General features: G+C 58.1%; 22 protein-coding genes, 1 other RNA gene and 1 pseudogene. 14 read left to right on the top strand and 10 right to left on the bottom strand.

The features are described from left to right. Positions 1-34 precede the first annotated feature (34 nt). Positions 35-682 (top strand): NAD-dependent epimerase/dehydratase family protein, encoded by a 648-nt coding sequence (locus tag SCU88_RS02825; protein ID WP_175341532.1) that lies wholly within the window; start codon positions 35-37, stop codon positions 680-682. 237 nt (positions 683-919) lie between these two features. Continuing rightward, positions 920-1,462 (top strand): YfaZ family outer membrane protein, encoded by a 543-nt coding sequence (locus SCU88_RS02830; RefSeq protein ID WP_138095539.1) that lies wholly within the window; start codon positions 920-922, stop codon positions 1,460-1,462. A 231-nt stretch (positions 1,463-1,693) separates the two neighbouring features. On the opposite strand, the gene dolP is transcribed toward SCU88_RS02830, so the two are convergent. Genes dolP through SCU88_RS02850 form a run of 4 tightly spaced genes read right to left on the bottom strand, consistent with a single transcriptional unit; the run spans position 1,694 to position 5,380 of the window. Further along, a complete protein-coding gene (gene dolP / locus SCU88_RS02835; protein WP_138095540.1) occupies positions 1,694-2,269 on the bottom strand; it encodes a division/outer membrane stress-associated lipid-binding lipoprotein in 576 nt (191 codons plus the stop codon). 14 nt (positions 2,270-2,283) lie between these two features. After that, positions 2,284-2,871, bottom strand: coding sequence for a DnaA initiator-associating protein DiaA (gene diaA, locus SCU88_RS02840; protein ID WP_138095541.1), 588 nt, complete (start codon positions 2,869-2,871; stop codon positions 2,284-2,286). Positions 2,872-2,897: 26 nt separating this feature from the next. Next, positions 2,898-3,296 carry a YraN family protein gene (locus SCU88_RS02845; protein WP_138095542.1) on the bottom strand — a complete coding sequence of 133 codons (399 nt, stop codon included), beginning with the start codon at positions 3,294-3,296 and terminating at the stop codon, positions 2,898-2,900. Next, the gene (locus tag SCU88_RS02850; RefSeq protein WP_175341531.1) at positions 3,251-5,380 is read right to left on the bottom strand and encodes a penicillin-binding protein activator; all 2,130 of its coding nucleotides are present in this window, start codon (positions 5,378-5,380) and stop codon (positions 3,251-3,253) included. The genes SCU88_RS02845 and SCU88_RS02850 overlap by 46 nt, the downstream gene beginning before the upstream one ends. A 61-nt stretch (positions 5,381-5,441) precedes the next feature. On the opposite strand from SCU88_RS02850, the gene rsmI reads away from it, so the two are divergent. Further along, positions 5,442-6,305, top strand: a complete 864-nt coding sequence (gene rsmI / locus SCU88_RS02855; RefSeq protein WP_175341530.1) for a 16S rRNA (cytidine(1402)-2'-O)-methyltransferase — start codon at positions 5,442-5,444, stop codon at positions 6,303-6,305. Between the two features lie 3 nt (positions 6,306-6,308). Further along, a complete protein-coding gene (locus SCU88_RS02860) occupies positions 6,309-7,310 on the top strand; it encodes a Fic family protein (protein ID WP_175341529.1) in 1,002 nt (333 codons plus the stop codon). Positions 7,311-7,349: 39 nt separating this feature from the next. On the opposite strand, the gene garD is transcribed toward SCU88_RS02860, so the two are convergent. Continuing rightward, positions 7,350-8,921 (bottom strand): galactarate dehydratase, encoded by a 1,572-nt coding sequence (gene garD / locus SCU88_RS02865; protein ID WP_138095546.1) that lies wholly within the window; start codon positions 8,919-8,921, stop codon positions 7,350-7,352. Positions 8,922-9,290: 369 nt separating this feature from the next. Here garD and garL point away from each other — a divergent pair, with 369 nt between their 5' ends. The 5 genes from garL to SCU88_RS02890 all read left to right on the top strand — a co-directional run bounded on the left by garL (position 9,291) and on the right by SCU88_RS02890 (position 13,290). Further along, the gene (gene garL, locus SCU88_RS02870; protein WP_138095547.1) at positions 9,291-10,061 is read left to right on the top strand and encodes a 2-dehydro-3-deoxyglucarate aldolase; all 771 of its coding nucleotides are present in this window, start codon (positions 9,291-9,293) and stop codon (positions 10,059-10,061) included. Between the two features lie 31 nt (positions 10,062-10,092). Then, a complete protein-coding gene (garR, locus tag SCU88_RS02875; protein WP_431810081.1) occupies positions 10,093-10,983 on the top strand; it encodes a 2-hydroxy-3-oxopropionate reductase in 891 nt (296 codons plus the stop codon). Positions 10,984-11,052: 69 nt separating this feature from the next. Further along, complete coding sequence (locus SCU88_RS02880) at positions 11,053-12,198, top strand: glycerate kinase (RefSeq protein WP_175341528.1); 1,146 nt, start codon at positions 11,053-11,055, stop codon at positions 12,196-12,198. 32 nt (positions 12,199-12,230) lie between these two features. After that, an RNA gene (rnpB, locus tag SCU88_RS02885) (RNase P RNA component class A) lies at positions 12,231-12,607 on the top strand. Between the two features lie 167 nt (positions 12,608-12,774). Further along, complete coding sequence (locus SCU88_RS02890) at positions 12,775-13,290, top strand: OmpH family outer membrane protein (protein WP_175341527.1); 516 nt, start codon at positions 12,775-12,777, stop codon at positions 13,288-13,290. Between the two features lie 5 nt (positions 13,291-13,295). Here the strand turns inward: SCU88_RS02890 and SCU88_RS02895 are convergent, their stop codons facing one another. Then, positions 13,296-13,997, bottom strand: coding sequence for a pirin family protein (locus SCU88_RS02895; protein WP_175341526.1), 702 nt, complete (start codon positions 13,995-13,997; stop codon positions 13,296-13,298). Positions 13,998-14,105: 108 nt separating this feature from the next. Here SCU88_RS02895 and SCU88_RS02900 point away from each other — a divergent pair, with 108 nt between their 5' ends. After that, positions 14,106-15,002, top strand: coding sequence for a LysR family transcriptional regulator (locus SCU88_RS02900; RefSeq protein ID WP_138095552.1), 897 nt, complete (start codon positions 14,106-14,108; stop codon positions 15,000-15,002). A 36-nt stretch (positions 15,003-15,038) separates the two neighbouring features. Here SCU88_RS02900 and SCU88_RS02905 read toward each other — a convergent pair whose 3' ends face one another. The 3 genes from SCU88_RS02905 to SCU88_RS02915 all read right to left on the bottom strand — a co-directional run bounded on the left by SCU88_RS02905 (position 15,039) and on the right by SCU88_RS02915 (position 16,987). Beyond that, on the bottom strand, positions 15,039-15,443 hold the full coding sequence (locus SCU88_RS02905) for a DUF805 domain-containing protein (protein WP_175341525.1): 405 nt from the start codon (positions 15,441-15,443) through the stop codon (positions 15,039-15,041). A 96-nt stretch (positions 15,444-15,539) separates the two neighbouring features. Beyond that, positions 15,540-16,526, bottom strand: coding sequence for a glutathione S-transferase C-terminal domain-containing protein (locus SCU88_RS02910; RefSeq protein ID WP_175341524.1), 987 nt, complete (start codon positions 16,524-16,526; stop codon positions 15,540-15,542). A gap of 68 nt (positions 16,527-16,594) precedes the next feature. Further along, positions 16,595-16,987: a DoxX family protein gene (locus SCU88_RS02915; protein WP_138095555.1), complete on the bottom strand. Its 393-nt coding sequence runs from the start codon at positions 16,985-16,987 to the stop codon at positions 16,595-16,597. A gap of 474 nt (positions 16,988-17,461) precedes the next feature. Here SCU88_RS02915 and pdxA point away from each other — a divergent pair, with 474 nt between their 5' ends. The 4 genes and pseudogenes from pdxA to tal all read left to right on the top strand — a co-directional run bounded on the left by pdxA (position 17,462) and on the right by tal (position 22,049). Further along, entirely contained in the window at positions 17,462-18,469 is a 1,008-nt protein-coding gene (pdxA, locus tag SCU88_RS02920) for a 4-hydroxythreonine-4-phosphate dehydrogenase PdxA (protein WP_175341523.1), read from the top strand. 100 nt (positions 18,470-18,569) lie between these two features. Then, positions 18,570-19,925 (top strand): annotated as a pseudogene (locus SCU88_RS02925) (four-carbon acid sugar kinase family protein); the annotation flags it as partial. A gap of 74 nt (positions 19,926-19,999) precedes the next feature. Continuing rightward, positions 20,000-20,980 carry a 2-keto-3-deoxygluconate permease gene (locus tag SCU88_RS02930; protein ID WP_175341522.1) on the top strand — a complete coding sequence of 327 codons (981 nt, stop codon included), beginning with the start codon at positions 20,000-20,002 and terminating at the stop codon, positions 20,978-20,980. A 118-nt stretch (positions 20,981-21,098) separates the two neighbouring features. Continuing rightward, positions 21,099-22,049, top strand: coding sequence for a transaldolase (gene tal, locus SCU88_RS02935; protein WP_431810146.1), 951 nt, complete (start codon positions 21,099-21,101; stop codon positions 22,047-22,049). Positions 22,050-22,093: 44 nt separating this feature from the next. Here tal and SCU88_RS02940 read toward each other — a convergent pair whose 3' ends face one another. After that, positions 22,094-23,596 (bottom strand): helicase HerA-like domain-containing protein, encoded by a 1,503-nt coding sequence (locus SCU88_RS02940; RefSeq protein ID WP_175341520.1) that lies wholly within the window; start codon positions 23,594-23,596, stop codon positions 22,094-22,096. Between the last annotated feature and the right edge of the window lie 79 nt (positions 23,597-23,675).

Raw genomic sequence — 23,675 nt, forward strand, 5'->3', positions numbered from 1 at the left:
CCGTCAGGCGGGGATCGGGTTAAGGAGGCAACAGATGAGCCGGGTTATGATCGTCGGAGCCACCGGGCTGGTGGGCCGGGAACTGCTGCAATTACTGATTGAGGATGAGCGGGTGGAACATATCGCGGCGCCGACCCGCCGTCCGCTGCCCGAATCGCCGAAGGTGTTTAACCCCTGCGATCCTCAGCTTAGTGATGCTATGGCTGCATTGAGCGATCCAGTGGACACTGTTTTCTGCTGCCTGGGAACCACCCGTAGCGAAGCTGGCAGTAAAAACGCCTTTGTGCTGGCGGATTACACCCTGGTGGTGGACAGCGCGCTGGTGGGGCGCAGGCTGGGAGCGACTCAGATGCTGGTCGTCAGCAGTATGGGCGCCAGCGCGCACTCGCTTTTTTTCTATAACCGGGTGAAAGGGGAGATGGAGCAGGCATTGATTGCCCAGGACTGGCCGCGGTTGACCATCGCTCGTCCTTCTATGCTGCTGGGTCATCGGGAAAAACGGCGCCTGAATGAGTCGCTGTTCGCGCCGCTTTTTCGCCTGCTGCCTGGCCGCTGGCATGCTATTAAGGCGCGTGATGTGGCAACGGCGCTGCGCGACACCGCCTTTAGCGCTTATCAGGGCGTCCAGATTCTGCATTCCGGGAAGCTGCGGGCCATTTCTCGCACGTACGAATCGGAATAATCTTTAGTTTCTTAACCGCAGTTCAATATCCTGCCTGAATGTATTGAGGTGCCCGGCACAACCTTTATAATCGGCGGGCGCTTTCGGTATATCCTGAGGCAAAGGGTTTACGTCAGGATGTCATTTTATGGATGAAGATGTTCTGAACTCAGATTGATAACGGGATGTTAATGTCTGCCGGGAGTTAATAATTAATTAAGGATATCGTGGTCTCACCTTTTTTAAGTAGTGGTTATTATGAAAGCAATTAAAATTGCGGCGCTGTCTGCCCTGTTAGTTTCCGGCTCTACCTTCGCAATGGGCGTAAGCTTTGAAGGCGGTAAAAACTGGACCAACCTGGAAGCCGAAATGGGCAAAAGTTCCAGCGGCCTCTACCTGCAGGGTAACTGGCTGAAAAACGTTGACGACGGCACCCAGGTCGGCGGCGCGGGCATTGGCTATAACCTGGGCCTGGGTCCGGTCATGGCGAACGTGGGGGCGAAAGCGCTCTACATCGGGCCGAAGAAAGGCGACAACGGCGTGGCCTTCCCGATCGGCGGCGGCCTTAGCGTAAACCTGACCGACAGCATCGCGCTGTTCGGCGAAGGCTACGTGGCGCCGGAAGGGCTGAATAACAGCGTGAAAAACTACACCGAAGCTAATGCAGGCGTAAGCTGGAGCCCCATCTCTCTGGTGACTCTGAAGGCCGGTTACCGCTACGCGGGCGTCGACGGCAAGCATGGCCGCCCGAGCCACACCCTGTATGACGGTCTGTACGCATCTGCTGGCGTGACCTTCTAATATGATTACCCCGCCGCCTGGCGGGGTAATATCTTTTTTGTTACATCATCCGCATCCGAAAATAATGATTTACCGTTTGTCGCGGTTTTTAAAGGCCGTCCGGAAAAACAAATAAGTTTACGATAGCAGGCAGGAAATAGCGTCTTTATCCTGGTTATTTGATTGGCGGTGAAAAAAATAATGGCGGCCAGCCAGTGCTGTCCGCCATTATTTTAGCGCTATGTTCCGGCGCTATTTAATGTAGTTAAAAGCGGTAGTGACGTGCTTCACGCCGCTGACCCGGCTGGCGATATCTGCCGCGGCCTTACCTTCAGCCTCGGTGACGACGCCCAGCAGGAAGACTTCGCCGTTTTCGGTGGTGACCTTAACGTTAGAAGATTTCACCTGGTCGCTGGTCAGCAACTGGGAACGGACTTTGGTGGTGATCCAGGTATCCGAAGAGGCGGTACCCATGGTAACCGGCTGGCCCTGACGGATTTCGTTGTACACTTCGCTGGCGCCATCAACGCCCAGCGCAATCTGCTTAGCCTGTGCGGCCAGTTCGGTGCTGGGGGCCTGGCCGGTCAGCAGCACGCGGCTCTGATAAGCGGTGACGCTGATGCGCGCCTCTTTCTTCAACTGCTCATCTTTCGAGAGCGCATTATTCACGCGCAGCTCCAGGGTGCTGTCATCCACCTGGGTACCCATAGTACGTGGGTCGGTGGCGGTCTTGGTGGCAACGGCGGCGCTACCGGCCACAACGGCGCCGACACAGCCTTGCAATAACAGGGCAGCCATCAAAACTGCCAGGGGCGTTAATACCTTCATGAGTGCTCCTTTCATCATCCCGGTAGGGGAAATAAGGTGTTATCTATCAGATCGCACAGGCAGTTAACCGTCAGCATATGCATCTCCTGAATGCGTGCGCTGCGCTGGGAGGGAATGCGGATTTCCACATCCTGAGGCCCCAGCAGACCGGCCAGTTCACCGCCATCGTATCCGGTGAGTGCGACAATGGTCATATCCCTCGTCACTGCCGCCTCGACGGCTTTAACAATATCCCGGCTGTTGCCGCGCGTCGAGATCGCCAGCAGTACGTCTCCCGCCTGACCCAGCGCCCGAACCTGCTTGGCGTAAATCTCTTCCTGCAGGCGATCGTTGCTGATGGCCGTTAGCACCACGTTGTCGGCATTGAGCGCAATGGCGGGCAGGCTGGGGCGTTCGGTTTCGAAACGGTTGATCATACTGGCGGCAAAGTGCTGGGCGTTGGCGGCGGAGGCGCCATTACCACAGCACAGGATCTTATTGCCGTTAAGCAGAGACTGAACCAGCGTCATCGCCGCACGAGAAATGGCATCCGGAAGCGCTTCTGCCGCAGCTATCTGGGTTTGAATGCTTTCCGTAAAGCAGACTTTGATTCTTTCTAGCACGATAATCCTTTGAAATAAAATACAAATTATCTGTTAAGGGTAAAAGCGTCGACGATCCACTCAGCCTCATCGCCGGTGAAGGCTAACACATCGAAACGGCAATCCACAGTGTCAAAACTCCCATTGTGGCGGGCAAGCCACGAACGGGCGGCACGCAGCAGTTTTTGCTGCTTGGCGTGCGTAACGCTGGCGACTGCGCCGCCGTAAAGAGAATTGCGCCGGTAGCGAACTTCCACAAAGACGATGGTGTGGCCCTGAGTCATGATCAGATCGATTTCACCGCCGGGGAGATGCGCGTTAGCGGCAAGGAAGCGCAGTCCCTTGCGCTCCAGCCAGCGGCGGGCGCGGGCCTCATAGCTCGCGCCCAACCGCTGGCGGTTTAGTAGCCCGCCGGAACGATGCGGCCTTGCTGGTACCTGAGCCATACCATTTTCCGGCCAATCACGCAGTCCGGCGTGGCCGACAGGGTACCGGTATTCCCGTTGACCTGGTAGCCGGGCTGCTGGCGCATCTGCGAGAAGTTATTGGCGATGGTCCAGGCGTCCACGCCCATAGCGTACAGGCGCGCCAGCGAGTAGTCGCCGTTGGAAGCGCTTAACGCCTGCTGCATCAGGCCGGGGTTATCGCCAGCCAGCATGGGGATTTCGCTGAACTGCAGTCCTTCCATTTCCAGACGGAAGTCGGCCCCGGAACCGGCCTGGGCGCTACGCGAGCTGGCATAGAGCTGGACGCCGCTGTGGCTGCCGGTACGCATTGCGATAAGCGGCTTAATCAGTGAAATCTCGTTACGGCTGGCCATAATCCAGGCGGAATCCACGCCGCCGCTGTTCTGACCGGCTGCGCTATCCGTTACCGGCGACGGCGTGCTGGTGACGCTGTCTGCCGGTTGGCTACCGTTTACCGGAGTACCGGTCAGCGCAATGCCGGAGGCGCCGTTGATTTTCTGGCGCAGCTCACCGACCGAGCCGAATTTCTGCTGCAGGACGGTACCGCCGCCCAGGCTCTGCCACTGATCGACGAAGGCTTTAGAGACCCGATCGCCCAGGGCGCTGTAGGGCACCAGCAGCAGAGGAGCGCGCTTGCCCTGCTGCCAGATGTGATTGGCGGCATCGCGCGCTTCATCTTCTGGCGACAGCGCAAAGTAGCAGATGTTCGCTGTGGGGGTGACGTTTTCCGGCTGGTTCAGCGCCAGAATATTGAGCGGACTGTTGCTGGACGCCAGTTTATTGACGTTGTTTTTCAGCAGCGGTCCCACCACCAGCGAGGCGCCATCGCGCTGGGCCTGGGCCAGGATCTGCTCAATAGGCTGGCTGGAGGTGTCGTACACCTGAATATTGGCCTGCGGGCGCGCCGGGGCGGTGGTTGCCTGCGGCGGCGTAGCTGCGGCCGCGTCGGTCTGCTGTTGCGGCGCCTGCGGGGCCTGTTCCTCCGTCTGCTGCGCGGAATCCAGCTGCGGCTGCGGGGTTTGCGAGCGTTCGCCGGTCAGATCGTCCACCGGGGCCGAGGAGGGGCTGGCAACGTCGTTGTTACTGGCTGCTTCCTGCTGGTTGTCGGCATCCGAAGCCTGCGCTGGCTGGTCCGCATTGGGGGCGGCGTCAGGAGCGTCCTGAGGCGCTGGCTGGGACTGGGGCGGCAGCGCCGGGCTGACGCCCGCGTTTTTCGCCGCCTCAAAGCCCTGCTGAATCGCGCGGCCAAAGACCGCCGCCTGGCCGTTTAACGGCAGCAGTAGCGCAATCTTATCGGTGGAAGCCGGTTTGTAGTTCTGGGCGTTGCTCAGCGCCGTCGGCAACTGGGTTGCAGCCGGGTTCTGCGGGTAACGGGTCTGCCAGTCTTTGATAGCCGACTGCATCATCTTCGGATCGCGGCGATTGGTGAACCAGACCTGCTGCAGATCCAGCCAGCCCTGTAAGGTGTTCTCATCGGCGTTGATCACCAGCGCTCTGGCCTGCTCCTGGGTCATGGCGGAAAGGGCCTGCCAGGTGGCGTCGATGTTCTTCTGCTTTGCGTCGCCCTTCAGCAGGGGCTCCTGGGCTACCAGTGCGCGCAGCAGATCGAGGGACGGCCGCCCCTGGCTTGCGTCGATACGGGCCTGCCAGTACCGCGCCTGCTGGGAAGCGGGAAGCTGTTCAACATCGAGCTGGTCCAGCGCGGAGGTCGCACCCTTGTAGTCCTTAGCGGCAATCTTCACCTGAGCGCTCAGCAACGTATATTCCTGACGCTGTGCGTCGGTCAGCTCAGTGGGTACCTGCTTCCATAGCTCGGTGGCCTGGCTGGTTTTCCCTTCTTGCAGCAGTGCACGAACGGCGAGTAATTGCCATGTCGTCTTGTTATTATCTGCATTCTGCTGCATTTGTTGCAGGTAGAACGCAGAGTTGGCCTTAGCGTCGCCCTGAAGCAGGGCGGTGTTTTTTTCCGGTGCCTGGGTGCCGCAGCCGGCAAAAAACAGGGCTGCCAGCACGACCGGCAGACAGCGCCCGGCCTTCGAACGAACTAATTTAGACGGTACCATACTGTATCCAGTGCTTTTCTACTCAGTGCACAAATATTAATTCGGCAATAGAGATGAAACAATGAAACAACACGATTCAACGGCGATTTCTGGCGGTACGCTTTATATTGTGCCTACGCCCATCGGCAATCTGGGCGACATCACGCAGCGTGCGCTGGAGGTGTTGCAGGCCGTTGATCTCATTGCCGCGGAGGATACCCGCCATACCGGGCTGTTGCTACAGCATTTTGCGATTAATGCGCGTCTGTTCGCGCTACATGACCACAATGAGCAGCAAAAAGCGGAAATTTTGCGTAGCAGATTGCAGGAAGGGCAAAGCATTGCCCTGGTTTCCGATGCCGGCACGCCGCTGATTAACGATCCCGGCTATCATCTGGTGCGTGCCTGTCGGGAAGCGGGGATTAAAGTGGTGCCGCTGCCGGGCCCCTGTGCGGCCATTACCGCCCTGAGCGCCGCCGGTCTGCCTTCCGATCGCTTCTGTTACGAGGGATTTCTGCCTGCGAAATCGAAAGGGCGCCGCGATGCGCTTCAGGCGCTGGAAAACGAGCCGCGCACTCTGATCTTCTACGAATCCACCCATCGACTGCTGGAAAGCCTGGAAGATATCCGCAGCGTATTGGGCGATACGCGCTATGTGGTGCTGGCGCGCGAACTGACCAAAACCTGGGAGACCATTCACGGCGCGCCGGTGGCAGAGCTGCTGGCGTGGGTGAAAGAGGATGAAAATCGCCGCAAGGGCGAGATGGTGCTGATCGTCGAGGGCCATAAGGCGCAGGAAGAGGCGCTGCCCGCCGATGCCCTGCGCACCCTGGCGCTGTTGCAGGCCGAACTACCGCTGAAAAAGGCGGCCCAGCTAACGGCCGAAATCCACGGCGTGAAGAAAAACGCGCTGTATAAATACGCGCTGGAGCAGCAGGGAGAATAACCATTGAGCCGCTATCAGCCGCCTTTAACCATTACGCCATCAGTCCTCAATCTGGTTGTTGAGATAGGTGAACTGCTAGGTTTTTGGGCGGCTCAGGCGGGAAGAGCGTCGCCGTTACTGCGTAAAGAGAACCGAATCCGTACTATTCAGGCATCGCTGGCCATTGAGCATAACTCGTTAACCACCGGGCAGGTGACTGCGATTATGGACGGGAAGCGTGTGCTGGCGCCTGAAAAAGAGATTCAGGAGGTACGGAATGCAATTCTGGCTTATGACAAAATGCCCGTCTGGAAGGCCTGGCGCCTTCAGGATCTTCTTAGCGCACATCGCCTGCTGATGACCGGCCTGGTGGATTCCCCCGGGCAAGTCAGGCAGGGCGATGTAGGTATATATCGTGGCAGCCAACTGGTACATATGGCTCCTCCTGCATCTCAGCTTTCGCGTCTGCTGGACGATCTTCTTTCCTGGCTTCGGAATACGGAGCTGCATCCGCTGATTGCCAGTTCTGTATTTCATTATGAATTTGAATTTATTCACCCTTTCCTGGATGGTAATGGGCGTATGGGGCGGCTGTGGCAAACGCTGATCCTGAGCCAATGGCGTATTGAACTATCCTGGTTGCCAGTGGAAACCCTGATCCATCATCAACAGCAGCGCTATTATCAGATACTGAGAGAATGTGATAAAGCCAGTGACTGCTCTGCATTTGTTGAGTTTATGCTGATGAATATCCGCTCGGCACTGCAGGAAGGGATAGCGCAAAAGGCGAATGTGTCGGAACAAATGTCGGAACAAATGTCGGAACAAAAAACGTATTTTCCGACGTCGATGGAAGTCCGCATTCTCCAGCAGTTGAAACAGGAACCGCGCTCAACGGCTGCTAATCTGGCGGCAGTGCTAGGGGTCAGTGCCAGAACGGTGGAGCGTCATTTGCAAAAACTGCAGCACGAAGGGAAGTTACAGCGCGCAGGTGCGAGAAAAGGCGGATTTTGGCGCATTCTGTAAGCCACGGCAGCCCGCAGAAACGGGCTGCCGCCGTCGATATCAGGTCACCGGCGCCGGGTTGAACACCGCCAGCTGGTTGTGCAGCCCCCACTGGTCGGAAAAGGTCTTTTTACGGCCGCTCGCCACGTCAAGAATCAGGTGAAACAGGCGCCAGCCTACCTCTTCGATGCTCTCCTCGCCGGTGGCGATGGTACCGGCATTGATATCCATTAAGTCATACCAGCGTCTGGCCAGCTCGCTGCGGGTCGCCATCTTGATGACCGGTACTGCCACCAGACCGTAGGGAGTGCCGCGTCCGGTGGTGAAGACCTGTAAGGTAATGCCGGATGCCACCTGCTGGGTGCCGCAGACGAAGTCGCTGGCCGGGGTGGCGGCGTAGATCAGGCCACGGCGGGTAGGGCGCTGGCCGGGTGACAGCACTTCGGCGATGGCGCTCTGGCCCGATTTAGCGATGGAGCCCAGCGCCTTTTCCACCACGTTCGCCAGCCCCCCTTTCTTGTTGCCCGGTGACGGGTTGGCGCTGCGGTCGGTGCGTCCGGCATTCAGGTAGTCGTCGTACCAGGCCATCTCTTCCAGCAGCCTTTTCCCTACCTCCACATCGGCGGCGCGCGGGGTGAGCAGATGGATGGCGTCGCGTACCTCGGTGACTTCGGAAAACATCACCGTAGCGCCGCAGCGCACCAGCAGGTCCGAGGCAAAGCCCACTGCCGGGTTCGCGGTGACGCCAGAAAACGCATCGCTGCCGCCGCACTGCATTCCCACCACCAGTTCAGATGCCGGGCAGGTTTCGCGGGTCCGCTGATTCAGTTTTTCCAGATGGCGGCGGGCTACCGCCAGGATATCGTCCACCATCGAGCGGAAACCCTGGTGATGTTCATCCTGCAGCCGCACCACGCTTGCGGCGTCTACGGCAATGGGCGTGACATCTTCGGTTCCCTGCAGCAGCCGTTCCGGCTGGAGCTTTTCGCAACCCAGCCCCACCACCATCACTTCGCCGCCGAAGTTCGGGTTCAGGGCCAGATTATGGATGGTACGGATGGGGATGACGGCAGCCGGCGCGTTAATCGCCACGCCGCAGCCGTAGAGGTGATTAAGCCCCACCACGCCATCGACGTTGGGATATTCAGGCAGCAGATCGCGCTCGATAATCTTCACCACATAGTCCACCACGCCGGAAACGCACTGGACGCTGGTGGTAATGCCCAGCAGATTTTTGGTGCCTACGCTGCCGTCGGCATTGCGGTAGCCTTCGAAAGTGTAGCCATCCAGGGGCGGCAGCGGTTCCGGTACCCGGTTTGCCAGGGGCAGGCTTTCCAGCGGCGGCGCTTCGGGCAGGGCGACCAGCGATTCGTCGATCCAGCTTCCCTGGGGAATGGCGCGCAGCGCATAGCCGATGATCTCGCCATAGCGCACGATGGCGCCGCCGTCGGCGATATCCGTCAGGGCGACCTTATGACCCTGAGGAATGTGTTCGGTTAGCGTCAGACCGTCCGGAAAATGGGTTCCGGCCTTCAGGCCGCCGTCGTTGACGATGATGGCGACGTTATCCTGGGGGTTAACCCGGATGTAAAACGGCAGCGATACGGGTTGTGCGATTTCCGGATTGCTCATTGTTCACCTGTCTCCAGCGCTCTGTTTACGCGTGTTATTCGTTATTTCACAGATATCAGGCAGCCCAATTTCACAGCGCTGCCCCGGGGATGTGGTTAAAAAGGATGCGGTAATGCCAGACGGGAAAATGTGATTTAGCTCACTCTGAGCGGCAAAGCCCCGGGAGACAGGGGCTGCAAAATCTAAATCTGTGGGTAATCCCCCACAGAGTCAGTCAGATGACCATAAAAAAACGTAACGCCAAATCATCTCCTGGGCATACGCCCAATGTCGCCCGGAGGAGAGCGGCTTATACTGGATGACAGTTCAGTCTCCGTAAATGGGCCGCCCGGCGCGCCAGAACTCACCTCTCAGACAAGGGTTAACCCAATGAATAAAAATATCTTTCCTAACCCCTTTAAGGCTGCCCTGGCAGCACAGCAGATTCAGATTGGCTGCTGGAGCGCGCTGGCGAACCCCATCAGCACCGAGGTGCTGGGCCTGGCGGGTTTCGACTGGATCGTGCTGGACGGCGAACATGCCCCAAACGATATTACCACCTTTATTCCCCAACTGATGGCCTTGCAGGGTAGCGGTAGCGCGCCGGTTGTACGGGCGCCGACCAACGATCCGGTGGTTATCAAGCGGCTGTTGGACATCGGTTTTTATAACTTCCTGATCCCTTTTGTCGAAACCGCGGAAGAGGCGCGACAGGCGGTGGCGTCCACCCGCTATCCGCCTCAGGGGATTCGCGGCGTGTCGGTTTCGCATCGTAGTAACTGCTACGGCACGGCGCCGGACTACTTCCGCCAGATCAACGACAACATCAGCGTGCTGGTGCAGATAGAAAGCCAGTTGGGGGTCGATAACCTGGATGCCATTGCTGACACCGACGGCGTGGACGGCATTTTCGTGGGGCCCGGCGATCTTTCGGCTGCGCTGGGGTATCTGGGCGAGCCGGGGCATCCGGAGGTTCAGCGGGTCATTACCCATATCTTTGAGCGCGCCAGGGCGCACGGCAAGCCTTCCGGCATTCTGGCGCCGGTAGAGGCGGACGCCCGACGCTACCTGGAGTGGGGCGCCACCTTTGTGGCGGTGGGCAGCGATCTTGGGGTCTTCCGCGCCGCCACCCAGAATCTGGCGGACCGCTTTAAAAAGTAATCACACAACGAATTATCAGGAGAACAACGTCATGACAGTAAAAGTGGGTTTCATTGGCCTGGGGATCATGGGCAAACCGATGAGCAAAAACCTGATCAAAGCGGGTTATTCGCTGGTGGTGCTGGATCATAACCGGGAGTCTACGGCGGAACTGGTTGAAATCGGTGCAGGCAGCGCGGCGACCCCTAAAGAGGTGGCGGCTCAGTGTGACGTGGTGATTACCATGCTGCCGAACTCGCCTCAGGTCACCGAAGTGGCATTAGGGGAAAACGGTCTGATCGAAGGGGCGCATCCGGGGCTGACTCTTATTGATATGAGCTCTATTGCGCCGCTGGCGAGCCGCGATATCAGCGCGGCGCTGCAGGCCAAAGGCGTTAGCATGCTGGATGCGCCGGTAAGCGGCGGCGAGCCGAAAGCGATTGATGGCACCCTCTCAGTGATGGTGGGCGGCGATAAAGCGGTATTCGATCAATATTACGATCTGATGAAAGCGATGGCCGGTTCGGTGGTGCATACCGGGGAGATTGGCGCCGGTAACGTGACCAAACTGGCTAATCAGGTGATTGTGGCGCTGAATATCGCCGCCATGTCCGAAGCGCTGGTATTGGCTACCAAGGCCGGGGTCAATCCCGAACTGGTCTATCAGGCGATTCGCGGCGGGCTGGCGGGCAGTACGGTACTGGATGCTAAAGCGCCGATGGTGCTGGAGCGTAACTTCAAGCCGGGTTTCCGTATCGATCTGCATATCAAAGATCTGGCGAACGCACTGGATACTTCCCACGGCGTGGGGGCTCAGTTGCCGCTGACTGCGGCGGTAATGGAGATGATGCAGGCGCTGCGTGCCGATGGTCATGGTACCTCCGATCACAGCGCGCTGGCTCGCTACTATGAGAACCTGGCAAAGGTTGAAGTCAGTAAGTAATGGCTGAATGAGAAGGGCGCGCCCGGCGCCCTGCTTTTCTCGCCCGCGTGGCGCTGTCATGGACTGTTTATGAAAATCGTAATCGCACCCGACTCGTATAAAGAGAGCCTTCCCGCAGCCCAGGTGGCGCAGGCCATTGAAAAGGGATTTCGGGAGATCTTTCCCGAGGCGGAGTATGTCTGCGTGCCGGTCGCCGACGGCGGCGAGGGAACGGTGGAGGCCATGATTGCCGCGACGCAAGGGCGCTGGATGCAGGAACGGGTGACCGGACCGCTGAGCGAGCCGGTGACCGCTAGCTGGGGACTTTCCGGTGACGGCCATACCGCCTTTATTGAGATGGCGGAGGCCAGCGGTCTGGCGCTGGTGCCGCAGGCGGCGCGCGATCCGCGGCTGACGACTTCACGCGGTACCGGCGAGCTGATTCTGGCGGCGCTGGAAAGCGGCGCCCGGCGGATTATTATCGGCATCGGCGGCAGCGCCACTAACGACGGCGGGGCCGGTATGGTTCAGGCGCTGGGAGCCCGGCTGCTGGATGGCAACGGCCGCGAGATTGGTTCGGGCGGCGGCGCGCTGGCGTCGTTGAATCGCATCGATCTGACGCGCCTGGACTCGCGGCTGAAGCGCTGCGAGATCCTGGTGGCCTGCGACGTTACCAATCCGCTGACCGGCGAGAATGGCGCATCCTGTATCTTTGGGCCCCAGAAGGGCGCCGATGCGCAGATGATTCGCCTGCTCGACGAAAACCTGGCGCACTACGCGATGGTGATTGAGCAGACCCTGAATATTGATGTGACCCGGGCGCCAGGCGCGGGCGCCGCTGGCGGTATGGGCGCGGCGCTGCTGGCATTCCTGGGTGCGGAGCTGAAAAGCGGGGTGGAGATTGTCACCGACGCGCTGAATCTTGAAGAGCACATCCATAACTGCACCCTGGTGGTGACCGGCGAAGGGCGCATGGACAGCCAGAGCGTCCAGGGCAAGGTGCCGGTCGGTGTGGCCAACGTGGCCGCGAAGTACCATAAGCCGGTAATCGGCATTGCCGGTAGCCTGGCGTCGGATGTTGCGGTAGTGCATCGGCACGGTATCGATGCGGTCTTTAGCGTACTGAATGGCATTGTGACGCTGGAAGAGGCGCTGGATAACGCCTTCGACAATATTTACCGTACTGCGCGTAACGTGGCGGCTACGGTTCGGGCCGGAATGTCCGGCGCGGCGTGACAGCGCCCGGGAAAACCTCTATACTGCGCGCCGAAGCTAACCAGACAATCGCCGCTTCGTCGTCGTCCTTTCGGGGAGACGGGCGGAGGGGAGGAAAGTCCGGGCTCCATAGGGCAGGGTGCCAGGTAACGCCTGGGGGGCGCAAGCCTACGACCAGTGCAACAGAGAGCAAACCGCCGATGGCCCGCGCAAGCGGGATCAGGTAAGGGTGAAAGGGTGCGGTAAGAGCGCACCGCGCGGCTGGCAACAGTTCGTGGCACGGTAAACTCCACCCGGAGCAAGGCCAAATAGGGGTTCGCATGGTACGGCCCGTACTGAACCCGGGTAGGCTGCTTGAGCCAGTGAGCGATTGCTGGCCTAGAGGAATGATTGTCCACGACAGAACCCGGCTTATCGGTTAGCTTCACTCATTATTAAACCCCGCTGCCTGCAGCGGGGTTTTTGCTTTGCGCCGCATGTATCCCTTCCCCTGTCTTTCAGAAGTTACTTTATTCTGCATCTCCCTGAAATCGACTAACATGAAGCAGTACGGGGCCGGACTGGCCGCGACTCCGCTAACATATTGAGGATCGTTGAATGAAATGGAATGTTTTTCTGAAAGGGGCGCTCGTGGCTTCACTGGTTATCGCCGCTGCGGGTTGCGATAACGCCAGCAAACAGAGCAAAGGCGCGGCCTGGGTCGATGTCTCTCAGGCGATTAGCGACTCGCCGCTGGCGGAGCAGGAGAAAACGCGCCTTGAGACCGTGAAAAATCTGCTGCTGAAGGCGGAGCAGGAGGCGAATAAAAGCTACGAAGGGATGGATAAAGCCAAAGCCGATCAGGCCAGAAGCTCGGATGCCGTCACCATTAACCGGCAGTGGAACCTGGAGCAGCGTGCGGCGCGCGTGGCGCTGCTGAAGGAAGTACGTACGGCGGTTGAAGAGGTGCGCAAAAAGAACAACTACACCGTGATCGTTGACGGTGGCGCGGTACTGGCCGCCGACCCCGCCAGCGATGTCACCAAACAGGTGGTTGAGTCGTTGAAAACGGCGAAGGTCGACTTTGGCGAGCTGCCGGCCGTGACCATCAAGAACGAGCCGGACAGCAAGTAATCGCCTTACACTGGCAGGTCGATCAGCAGACCGCGCAGCCGGGTATCGGCGACCAGAGTAAGCTGAGATTCATCGCGAATAAAGGCGCCATCGCCGCAGGTGAGCGCCTTTTTTTCTTCCTGGGGCGTGACGGCATGCAGCGTGCCGTGAATCGATTGCAGATAAGCCCGCGGACCGTGTAGCTGAAAGGCCTGGCTTTCGCCCTGCTCCAGTTCCACATGGTGCAACCACACCTGCTGGCGCAGCATCAGGCTACCGTTCTGGCCGTCTGGCGATGCCAGCAGCTGGCTGCGCTGACCGTTGAGCGACACCTTCTGCCACAGGGGATTTTCCCGCTCGGGGCAGGCGTCCAGCCATAGCTGCATGCGGGTCAGGGAGTGGTTTTTACTCAGGTTGTGTTCGCTGTAGCTGATACCCTGCTGGGTAGAGATAAGCAGGGCTTCGCCCGCGCTCACCTGAACGTGATTGCCCTCGCTGTCGCGATACTCCGCCTCGCCGTCGAGCACCAGATTCAGGATATCCACCCTGGGATAGGTACGCGGCTGAAAAGCGGCATCGGGGGCAAGCACTTCCTGGTTTAGCACCCGCAGTGATGCATAGCCCAGCAGCTCGGGATCGAAATAGTGACCGAACGAAAACGTGTAGCGGGCCTGTAACCATCCATAGTCAGCTTTACCGCACTGTCCGGCTGTTCTTGGGGTAATCATAGACTTCTTGACCTCTTTTTACACTAAACCCATGGTAAGGATCTGGACGCTTCATTGTTAGCCAGTTAATCTGCTCGGTATGTTCAAATTTCCTGAATGAGACCGGAAATGGCCAAAGATAGGGCGCTTACGCTGGAAGCGTTGCGGGTAATGGACGCGATCGACAGGCGCGGCAGCTTTGCCGCGGCGGCGGATGAACTGGGGCGGGTTCCTTCAGCCCTGAGTTACACCATGCAGAAACTGGAAGAAGAGCTGGATGTGGTGCTGTTCGATCGTTCCGGCCACCGGACTAAATTCACCAATGTGGGACGCATGCTGCTGGAGCGCGGGCGCATGTTGCTGGAAGCGGCGGACAAGCTCACCACCGATGCCGAAGCGCTGGCCCGGGGCTGGGAAACTCACCTGACCATTGTGACCGAGGCCCTGGTGCCCACCGCCACCTTTTTCCCGCTGGTGGAGCGGCTGGCGGCAAAGGCCGATACCCAACTGTCGATCCTGACCGAAGTCCTGGCTGGCGCCTGGGAGCGGCTGGAGCAGGGGCGCGCCGATATTGTGGTTGCGCCGGATATGCACTTCCGTTCGTCGTCCGAGATCAATTCGCGCAAGCTCTATTCCCTGAAAAGCGTCTATGTGGCGGCGCCGGATCATCCCATCCATCAGGAGCCGGAGCCGCTCTCTGAAGTGACCCGGGTGAAATATCGCGGCGTGGCGGTGGCGGATACCGCCCGTGAACGTCCGGTATTAACCGTACAGCTATTGGATAAACAGCCGCGTCTGACCATCAGCTCTATGGAAAATAAACGCCAGGCGCTGCTGGCCGGGTTAGGGGTGGCGACCATGCCCTGGCCGCTGGTGGCGCAGGACATTGCCGAAGGGCGACTGCGGGTGGTTAGCCCGGAATCCACCGCTGAGGTCGATATTATTATGGCCTGGCGGCGCGACAGCATGGGGGAAGCCAAGTCCTGGTGTCTGCGGGAAATTCCCAAGCTGTTCAGCGCGAAATAACAACGGCGGCACTGTGCCGCCGTTTTTGATGCAAGACTAGCGTGAAACGATGGAAGAGGGCGGTTCCGACCCTTCGCCTTCCAGCGGATCGGGACCGAAGCGATTAGCGCCCGGCGTACCGCGCAGGCAGCAGAAGACCAGCAGCACCAGCGTGCCGATAATCGGAATCAGGCCCAGAAGAATCCACCAGCCGGAGCGGTCGGTATCGTGCAGGCGGCGGCACAGTACCGCCAGGCTCGGTAACAGAACGAACAGCGAGTAGAGGGAAGCCAGTACCCCGCTCTCTTTATTTTCACCAAACTCCCATCCCAGCATTCTGTCCAGAATACTGAGTGCGATGGCAATAACGATATTAATCAGCACGAACATCCAGTATTCCTTGCGCCGCGCCCTGCCTTTAAATCCGACGTAATTCCTTAATACTTTCAGATACCATTCCATGTTTTTATTCCTTATCAGGGAAAAATAGAGAAATGATTATAGCAACGGAACGGGTGCTGATAATAATACGGCGGCACAGTGCCGCCGGGGGAAGTATCAACGAAAGCGCTGGTCGCGCCCGTGAGGTTCATTCAGATCCTGCTGTGGCCCGATGGAAATAATACCGGTGGGGTTAATGGTTTTATGGCTGCAGAAGTAGTGGTGGCGGATATGGTCCAGATTGACCGTTTCTGCGACGCCGGGCAACTGATAGATATCGCGCAGGAAGCCGTACAGATTCAGGTAGTCGCTAATCCGCTGGCGATCGCACTTAAAGTGGGTGACATACACCGGATCAAATCGCACCAGGGTAGTCCACAGGCGGATATCGGCTTCGGTAAGCTGATTGCCGGTCAGATAGCGGTGCTGGCCAAGAATCTGCTCCAGCCGCGCCAGTGAGGTAAACAGCTGGCCGACCGCTTCGTCATAAGCCTGTTGAGAAGTGGCGAAGCCCGCTTTATACACGCCGTTGTTCACGCTGTTATAGATCCAGTCGTTCAGTTCATCGATCTGGCCGTGTAGCGCTTCGGGGTAATAGTCACCGGCCCGGGCGCCCAGAGCGTCGAAGGCGCTATTGAACATGCGGATAATTTCCGATGACTCATTGCTGACGATAGTCTGCTGCTTTTTATCCCACAGCACCGGTACCGTGACCCGTCCGCTGTAATGAGGGTCGGCCTGCAGATAGAGCTGATACAGGAAATCGTGGCCGTTAAGCGTATCGCCGGTAGCGTCGGGGAAGTCATTCCCGAAGGTCCAGCCGTTTTCCAGCATTAGCGGATGCACCACCGACACCTTGATAAACGGCTCCAGCCCTTTCAGTTTACGCATAACCAGAGCGCGGTGCGCCCAGGGGCAGGCCAGCGAAACATAGAGATGGTAGCGCTCTTTTTCGGCTGCGAAACCGCCTCTGCCGGAAGGGCCGGGCGCGCCGTCTGGCGTGACCCAGTTGCGAAATGCGGCGGCGGAGCGCTGAAAGCGTCCGCCGGTGGATTTTGTGTCATACCATGCGTCCTGCCAGACGCCGTCAACGAGCAGTCCCATTATTCCTCCTAAAGCGCGAAACGTCCGGCGCAATAAACTGCCGCCGGACGTCATTCAGTATAGAAAACTTACCAGTTTTTATTCAGTGCCCGGTCCAGGCTGATTGCGCCAGGGCCGAAGGTCGCCAGCAACAGATAGCCGCCCGCGATAGTAAAGTTCTTCATAAACATGAGCGAGTTAACGCCATCGGCAAAGTTGCTGTGAAACAGGAAAGCGGTCATCAGCGTAAACAGAGCGGTAATCAACGCCGTGGTGCGAGTCAGGAAGCCGAACAGAATCGCCAGGCCGCCGCCAAATTCAAGCAGGATGGTGAGCGGCAGCAGGAATCCGGGAACGCCCATCGCCTCCATATACTGCTGAGTGCCGGAATAAGCAGTGATTTTGCCCCAACCGGCCACGATAAACAGAATCGGCATCAGAATACGTGCGATCAGAACGGCAACATCTTCGAATTTTTTCATTTTGTTCACCTGAGAAATACAAAAAAATGATTTTGATAATTTGTTGATTCTTTTGGGTTAATTCCGATTGTTATCGGTAACCCCCCTCGATGAACAGGATAATACGCCGGGCTATTCCCGATTGTTAGCAAGGAAAACTGTCAAAAAAATTCAAATTTTCTGAACGTGTATCGAATGAGGTTGGGATAACCGCCGGTGGATAAGAAAATATTGATTAACAGGCTGATAAATAAAATAAAAAATATTGTTGCGCTGAAGGTTATCGCAATCCCTTAAATGAACATTTAAAATTAATATGAACTTATGCTCATGTCACATTTCGCGATTAAATAAAAATACCTGCCTTTTTATGTGAGTTTAATCACTAATTATCGAATATGAATCCATTATTTTTTCGCTCATATGATTTGAATGTGTTCATCTGATCATTTTGATCTATGAGCGGGTCTGAGATTAACCATTAAGAGGTCCAGGATGACTATAGAGAAAAAGCCTGTCGTCGCCGTCACCGCTGGCGATCCTGCCGGCGTTGGCCCGGAGATTACCGTTGCCACCCTGATGGACAAAGACGTCTACGCAGAATGTCGTCCGTTTCTGATTGGCTCGCTGCCGATTATTCAGCGGGCCATGAATATTCAGGGCTGCGATTTTCCCATTAATAAAATTACCCACCCGCAGCAGGCGGCATTTCGCTGGGGAACCCTGGACGTACTGGAAACCGGGGATTACGACTGCGACAGCATCGAATGGGGAAGGGTGCAGAAGCTGGCCGGACAGATGTCGCTGGACTACGTCATGAAGTCTATTGAACTGGGAATGGCCGGGCTTATCGACGTGGCCTCTACCGCCCCGATCCATAAAGAGGCCATCAAACTGGCGGGCTGTAAGCTACCGGGGCATACCGAAATCTATCAGGCCGAAACACATTCCGATTACGGCCTGACCATGTTCCACGTCCACAATTTGCGGGTGTTCTTCGTCAGCCGCCATATGGCGCTGAAAGCGGCCTGCGACTATGCCACCAAAGAGCGGGTGCTGGCCTGCGTACAGCAAATTCATCATGAATTCGGCGCCCTGAACATTCCGAACCCGCGTATCGCCGTCGCGGCGCTGAATCCCCACGGCTCTGATAACGGCCTGTTCGGGCACGAGGAGGCCGATAACCTGATTCCGGCGGTCATGGCCGCCCGGGATCTTGGCATCAACGCCATCGGGCCGGTTCCGGCAGATTCGGTGTTCCACCTGGGCAAGCTGGGGCATTACGACGCAATTTTGTCGCTCTACCACGACCAGGGCCATATCGCCTGTAAGACCCTCGATTTTGAACGCTCAATCACCATCACCTTTGGCCTGCCGTTTATACGCAGCTCGGTCGACCACGGAACAGCGTTTGATATTGCCGGAACCGGTAAGGCGGGCACCGTCAGCATGCGCGAGTCCACCATGGTCGCCGCACGCTACTGGAAGATGAAACATCAATAAGCCCGTTGGCAGGCTAAGGGAATTCGCAATGGAAAAGCATTCGTTAATGGGTAAAGGTAGCAAGGAAGAGAGTGATATTTTCGCCATTCATACCGCGTCCCCTTTCGGCAGGGGAGAAAAATTGGGGATCGTGGCCGACGATCTGACCGGGGCGACCACTGTGGGTGTCCTGCTGGCGCACAGCGGGATGAAAACTGCCGCCTTTTTTGACACAGACTGCTTTGCCCGCAATACCGTCGATTATCCGGCGATGGTGGTCAGTAGCGAAAGCCGGGCGTTACCAAAAGCGCAGGCGCAGCAGCGCGTTGCTACCGCGGTCCGACAGCTCCAGCAGCGGGGCGCCCGCTACTTCACCAAGCGCATCGATACCACGCTGCGCGGCGGCATTGGCTATGAAATCGATGCGATGCTGGAATTGTTAGCGCACGACGCGGTGGCGGTGGTGGTACCGGCGATGCCGCAGTCGCGGCGCATCGTGGTGGGGGGGTATTCGATAATCGACTCGGTGGCGCTTTCCTGTACCGATGTTGCCCGCGATGTGCGTACGCCGGTGACCGAATCCTGGGTTCCGGGCCTGCTGGCAGAGCAGACCCGGCATCAGGTCGGCCACGTCGCGCTGACCCAGGTGATGAAGCGCGGCGCATGGCTCCGGCAGGCGCTGCTGGACTGTTATCAGGCCGGTTTGCGGGTGATTGTGGTCGATGCCATCACCCTGGATGACGTGGATGCCATCGCCCACGCCGTGGTGGCGCTGAACTGGAATGTGCTGGCGGTCGATCCCGGGCCGTTTACCGAACGTCTGGCGGCCTGTCGGCATCTGATGGATGAAACCCCATATCATCAGCCCCAGCCGCTGCCCCGCGATACTCAGCGCGGATCGGTAATGGTGGTGGCCGGAAGCGCCACGCCAGTGACTCAAAAACAGCTCCAGCATCTGATCGCGCACGACAGCCGGGTTTGCCATATTCCGGTGGATGCCGGGCTGCTGGTCGAAGGTCAGGATGCGGCGCAAAGTGAAATCGACCGGGTGGTTGAACAGGCCCGGCACTGTGTGGCCCAACGCCAGGATGCGCTGTTGGTTTTTGAGTCGGCGCTGACAGGCAGGCTGCTGGACCTGTGTGAGCAGGAGCAGCGTTTGCACCTGGCGCCGGGACAGGCGGCCGGAAATATCAATCAGGGGATGGGGCGCATCGTCAAACAGATGCTGGACTGCGCGGGCAGCGGGATACAAGGCCTGTATATGACCGGCGGCGATACCATGGTCAGCATCTTAAAAGCGCTGGGCGCCAGCGGTATTGAAATGATCGACTACGTGATCCCCCAGACCGATATGGTGCGCATCGTCGGCGGCGAATATGCCGGGCTAATCTGCGTTGGCAAAGGAGGGCTGACCGGGCCGGAAGAGATTATCAGCACCATTATCGGGCGTATTTCCCAGCAGGTTAATCATCACTAAATACAGGCGACGAGAAACAGGTTTCGCGCGGTACGTCGTGAATCATTCATATTATTTGATATGTGAGTTGCCCTATGAATATAAAAATCTTCGATAAGATGAATAAGGTGCCCGGCGGGCTGATTATTATTCCGCTGCTTGCTGCTATTCTGATTAATACTTTTGCTCCCCAGATTTTAACTATTGGCGGCCCGACTACCGCATTATTTAAAGTGGGGTCCAGCGCTATGATGGGGATATTTCTGCTGGTTTGCGGTACCTCAATTAATATTCGCCAGGCCGGGTTGCCCTTATATAAAGGAGCGGTGCTGTTGCTGTTGAAGTGCATTGCCGGGGCGCTGGCGGTATGGGTGGCCGGTTCGCTGTTTGGCCCGCCGGGGTTCCTGGGCATTTCGATGCTGGCTCTGGTCGCCTGCCTGACCAGCTCCAACAGCTCGCTGTATATCGCCTTATGTAGCACCTATGGCGATGCCAGCGACGCCGGGGCCATCTCGGTGTTCTGTATCAAAGACGGCCCCTTCGTCACCATGGTGGTGCTGGGGGTGAGCGGCCTGGCGAATATTCCTTTTGCCGCTCTGCTGTCGATGCTGATCCCGCTACTGATCGGCATGCTGTGGGGCAACTGCGACGAACGCTTCAAACAGTTGTGCACGTCGGCGCAGCCGCTGATTATTATCATCATGTCATTTGCTATCGGCGCGAACTCCAGTATCGGCACCGTATTCAGCGCCGGTCTGTCGGGCATCCTGCTGGGGGTTATCTCTGCCGTCACCGGCATCATTTTTTACTTTCTTTATAACCTGTTCTTAAGAAACAAAACCGCCCTCGGCGCTGCGTTGGGCACCACCGCGGCCAGCTCTGCGCTGACACCGGCGATGGTCGCCCAGGCGGATCCTTCGCTGGCCATATACGTGGATGCCGCCACGGCCCAGTTGGCCACCGCCAGTATTATCACGATGCTGACGGCGCCGGTGCTGATCGCCTGGTTCGATAAGCGGCTTAAGGCCAGAGCGCCGGTTACGCAAATGGCGCCGTCGGCCGACGTTAAGAAATGATCCGGCGTCAGGGGATTGATATTTATTCCCGCTAATTTGAGAGAGGCGACAGGGCAGGCATTGCGCTAAACGTGAAACCTGTTAGATGACGGTAAGAGTGGAGCTTAAGGAGAGAATGATGAACCAGCTGGAAGCATTAAAAACGATGACGGTAGTGGTGGCGGATACTGGTGATATCGAGTCGATAAAAAAATTCGCCCCTCAGGATGCCACCACTAATCCGTCGCTGATATTGAAGGCGGCGCAGCACCCGCAATACCAGGCCCTGATTGCCGGTGCGCTGGACAAAGCGCGACGCCAGGGCGGCAATGAAGAAACCCGGTTGATCAACGCCTGTGATCAGGTGGCGGTGGATATCGGCACCGAGGTGTTGCGCTACGTTCCCGGGCGTATCTCGACCGAAGTGGACGCCCGCTTTGCGTGGGATCGCGGGATGTGCGTTTCCCGGGCTCGCAAGCTGATTCGCCTGTATGAGCAAAACGGTATCGACGCCTCGCGTATCCTGATTAAGCTGGCGGCGACATGGGAAGGAATACGGGCCGCCGAAGAGCTGGAGCGCAGCGGGATCCACTGTAATCTGACGCTGATTTTCTCCTTCGCGCAGGCGCGGGCCTGTGCCGAGGCGGGGGTATTTCTGATTTCGCCCTTTGTCGGGCGCATCTTCGACTGGTATCAGAGCCATCACCCTGATGCCCCCTACGATGCGGAAAACGATCCCGGCGTGCAGTCGGTGCGCGAAATTTACCGCTATTACAAAGCGCACGGTTACCCCACCGTGGTAATGGGGGCGAGCTTCCGCCGCATTGAACAGATTCAGGCGCTGGCGGGGTGCGATCGCCTGACCATTGCCCCGCCGCTGCTGGCGGCGCTGGCAGAGTGCGATGCGCCGCTGGCGCAGCGGCTGACGGTGGGGGGCACCAGCGAACTCCGCCCTTCGCCCATGACCCAGGCCGGATTCCTGTGGCGGCATCATCAGGACCCGATGGCGGTGGAAAAGCTGGCGGAAGGCATCCGGCTGTTTGCGCTCGACCAGTGCAAGCTGGAGGAGAGGGTCGGTCAGATGCTCTGACAGGCGGGCGATTAGCCCCCCTGCCGGAGGGCCGTGGATGGCGGTTAGCGCTTACGACCGCCGAGCAGGCTGCCCAGTACGCCGCGCACTATCTGGCGGGTAATCTGGCGCGCCGCGCTTTTCGCCGCGGTCTGCACCATGCCATCTTTCTTGCCGCCGCGCGGGCCGGTGCTGCCAAACAGAATTTCCTTTAGTCCGCCGAGGATCCCATCGTCTACATCGGCCTGTTTGCCTTTGGCGGGCGGCGCCTGCTCTTTATCGGTGGCGGCCTGCACGCCTTTTTGCAGCATCTCGTACGCCGATTCGCGATCCTGGGCTTCGTCGTACTTACCGTACAGCGGGGAGTTGTTAATCAGAGCGTTACGCTCGCCTGCGTTGACCGGCCCCATTCGTGAAGCAGGGGCGATGACCATGGCGCGCTCCACCACCGTCGGGCTGCCTTTCTCATCCAGGAATGAGATCAGCGCTTCGCCGGTGCCCAGCGCCTGGATCGCCTCTTCGGTATTAAAATCCGGGTTGGCGCGCATGGTCTGGGCCGCGGTTTTTACCGCCTTCTGATCTTTCGGGGTAAAGGCGCGCAGCGCGTGCTGAATGCGGTTACCGAGCTGGCCCAGTACGCTGTCCGGAATATCGGAAGGATTCTGGGACACGAAGAAGATCCCCACCCCTTTGGAGCGGATCAGGCGTACCACCTGCTCGATCTTATCCAGCAGCACCTGGGGAGCGTCGTCGAACAGCAGGTGCGCTTCATCGAAGAAGAACACCAGCTTGGGTTTTTCCAGATCGCCCGCTTCCGGCAGACGCTCATAAAGTTCAGAGAGCATCCACAGCAGGCTGGCGGCATAGAGCTTCGGCATCTGGTACAGCTTATCCGCCGCCAGAATATTGATGATCCCTTTGCCGTTTTCATCGGTACGCATCCAGTCCTGGATATCGAGCATGGGTTCGCCGAAGAAGAAGGGGGCGCCTTCCTGCTCAAGCGCCAGCAGCCCGCGCTGAATTGCCCCGACCGAGGCGCTGCTAATATTGCCATACTGGTTCTGGAATGATTTGGCGTTATCGCCGATGTACTGGGTAATGGCGCGCAGATCTTTAAAGTCGAGCAGCAGCAGCCCCTGATCGTCCGCCACCCGGAAGATAATCTGCAGTACCCCGCTCTGCACCTCGTTCAGGTTGAGCAGGCGGGCCAGCAGCAGCGGCCCCAGGTCGGAGACGGTGGCCCGCACCGGGTGTCCTTTCTCGCCAAAGATATCCCACAGCACCGTGGGGTTTCCGTGAGGCTGCCAGTCGGTCACGCCAATGCTGTTCAGGCGCGTCTGCAATTTTTCCGACGCTTCGCCCGGCATGGCGATACCGGTCAGATCGCCCTTCACATCGGCCATAAAGACCGGTACGCCGATTTCCGAAAAGGATTCGGCCAGTTTTTGCAGGGTAACGGTCTTACCGGTACCGGTCGCGCCGGTAATCAGCCCATGGCGGTTAGCCATGCCGGGCAGCAGGCACAGGGTTTTCTCGGTGGTTCTGGCTATAGTCAGTGGCGCGCTCATTTATCACATCCCTCAATGAATATTTTCTTAAATCATAGTAATTATCAGAGACTCAGTATATTCCTGAGGGTATCCAATA

Source organism: Jejuibacter sp. L23 (assembly GCF_050815825.1).
Lineage (GTDB): Bacteria > Pseudomonadota > Gammaproteobacteria > Enterobacterales > Enterobacteriaceae > Jejubacter > Jejubacter calystegiae.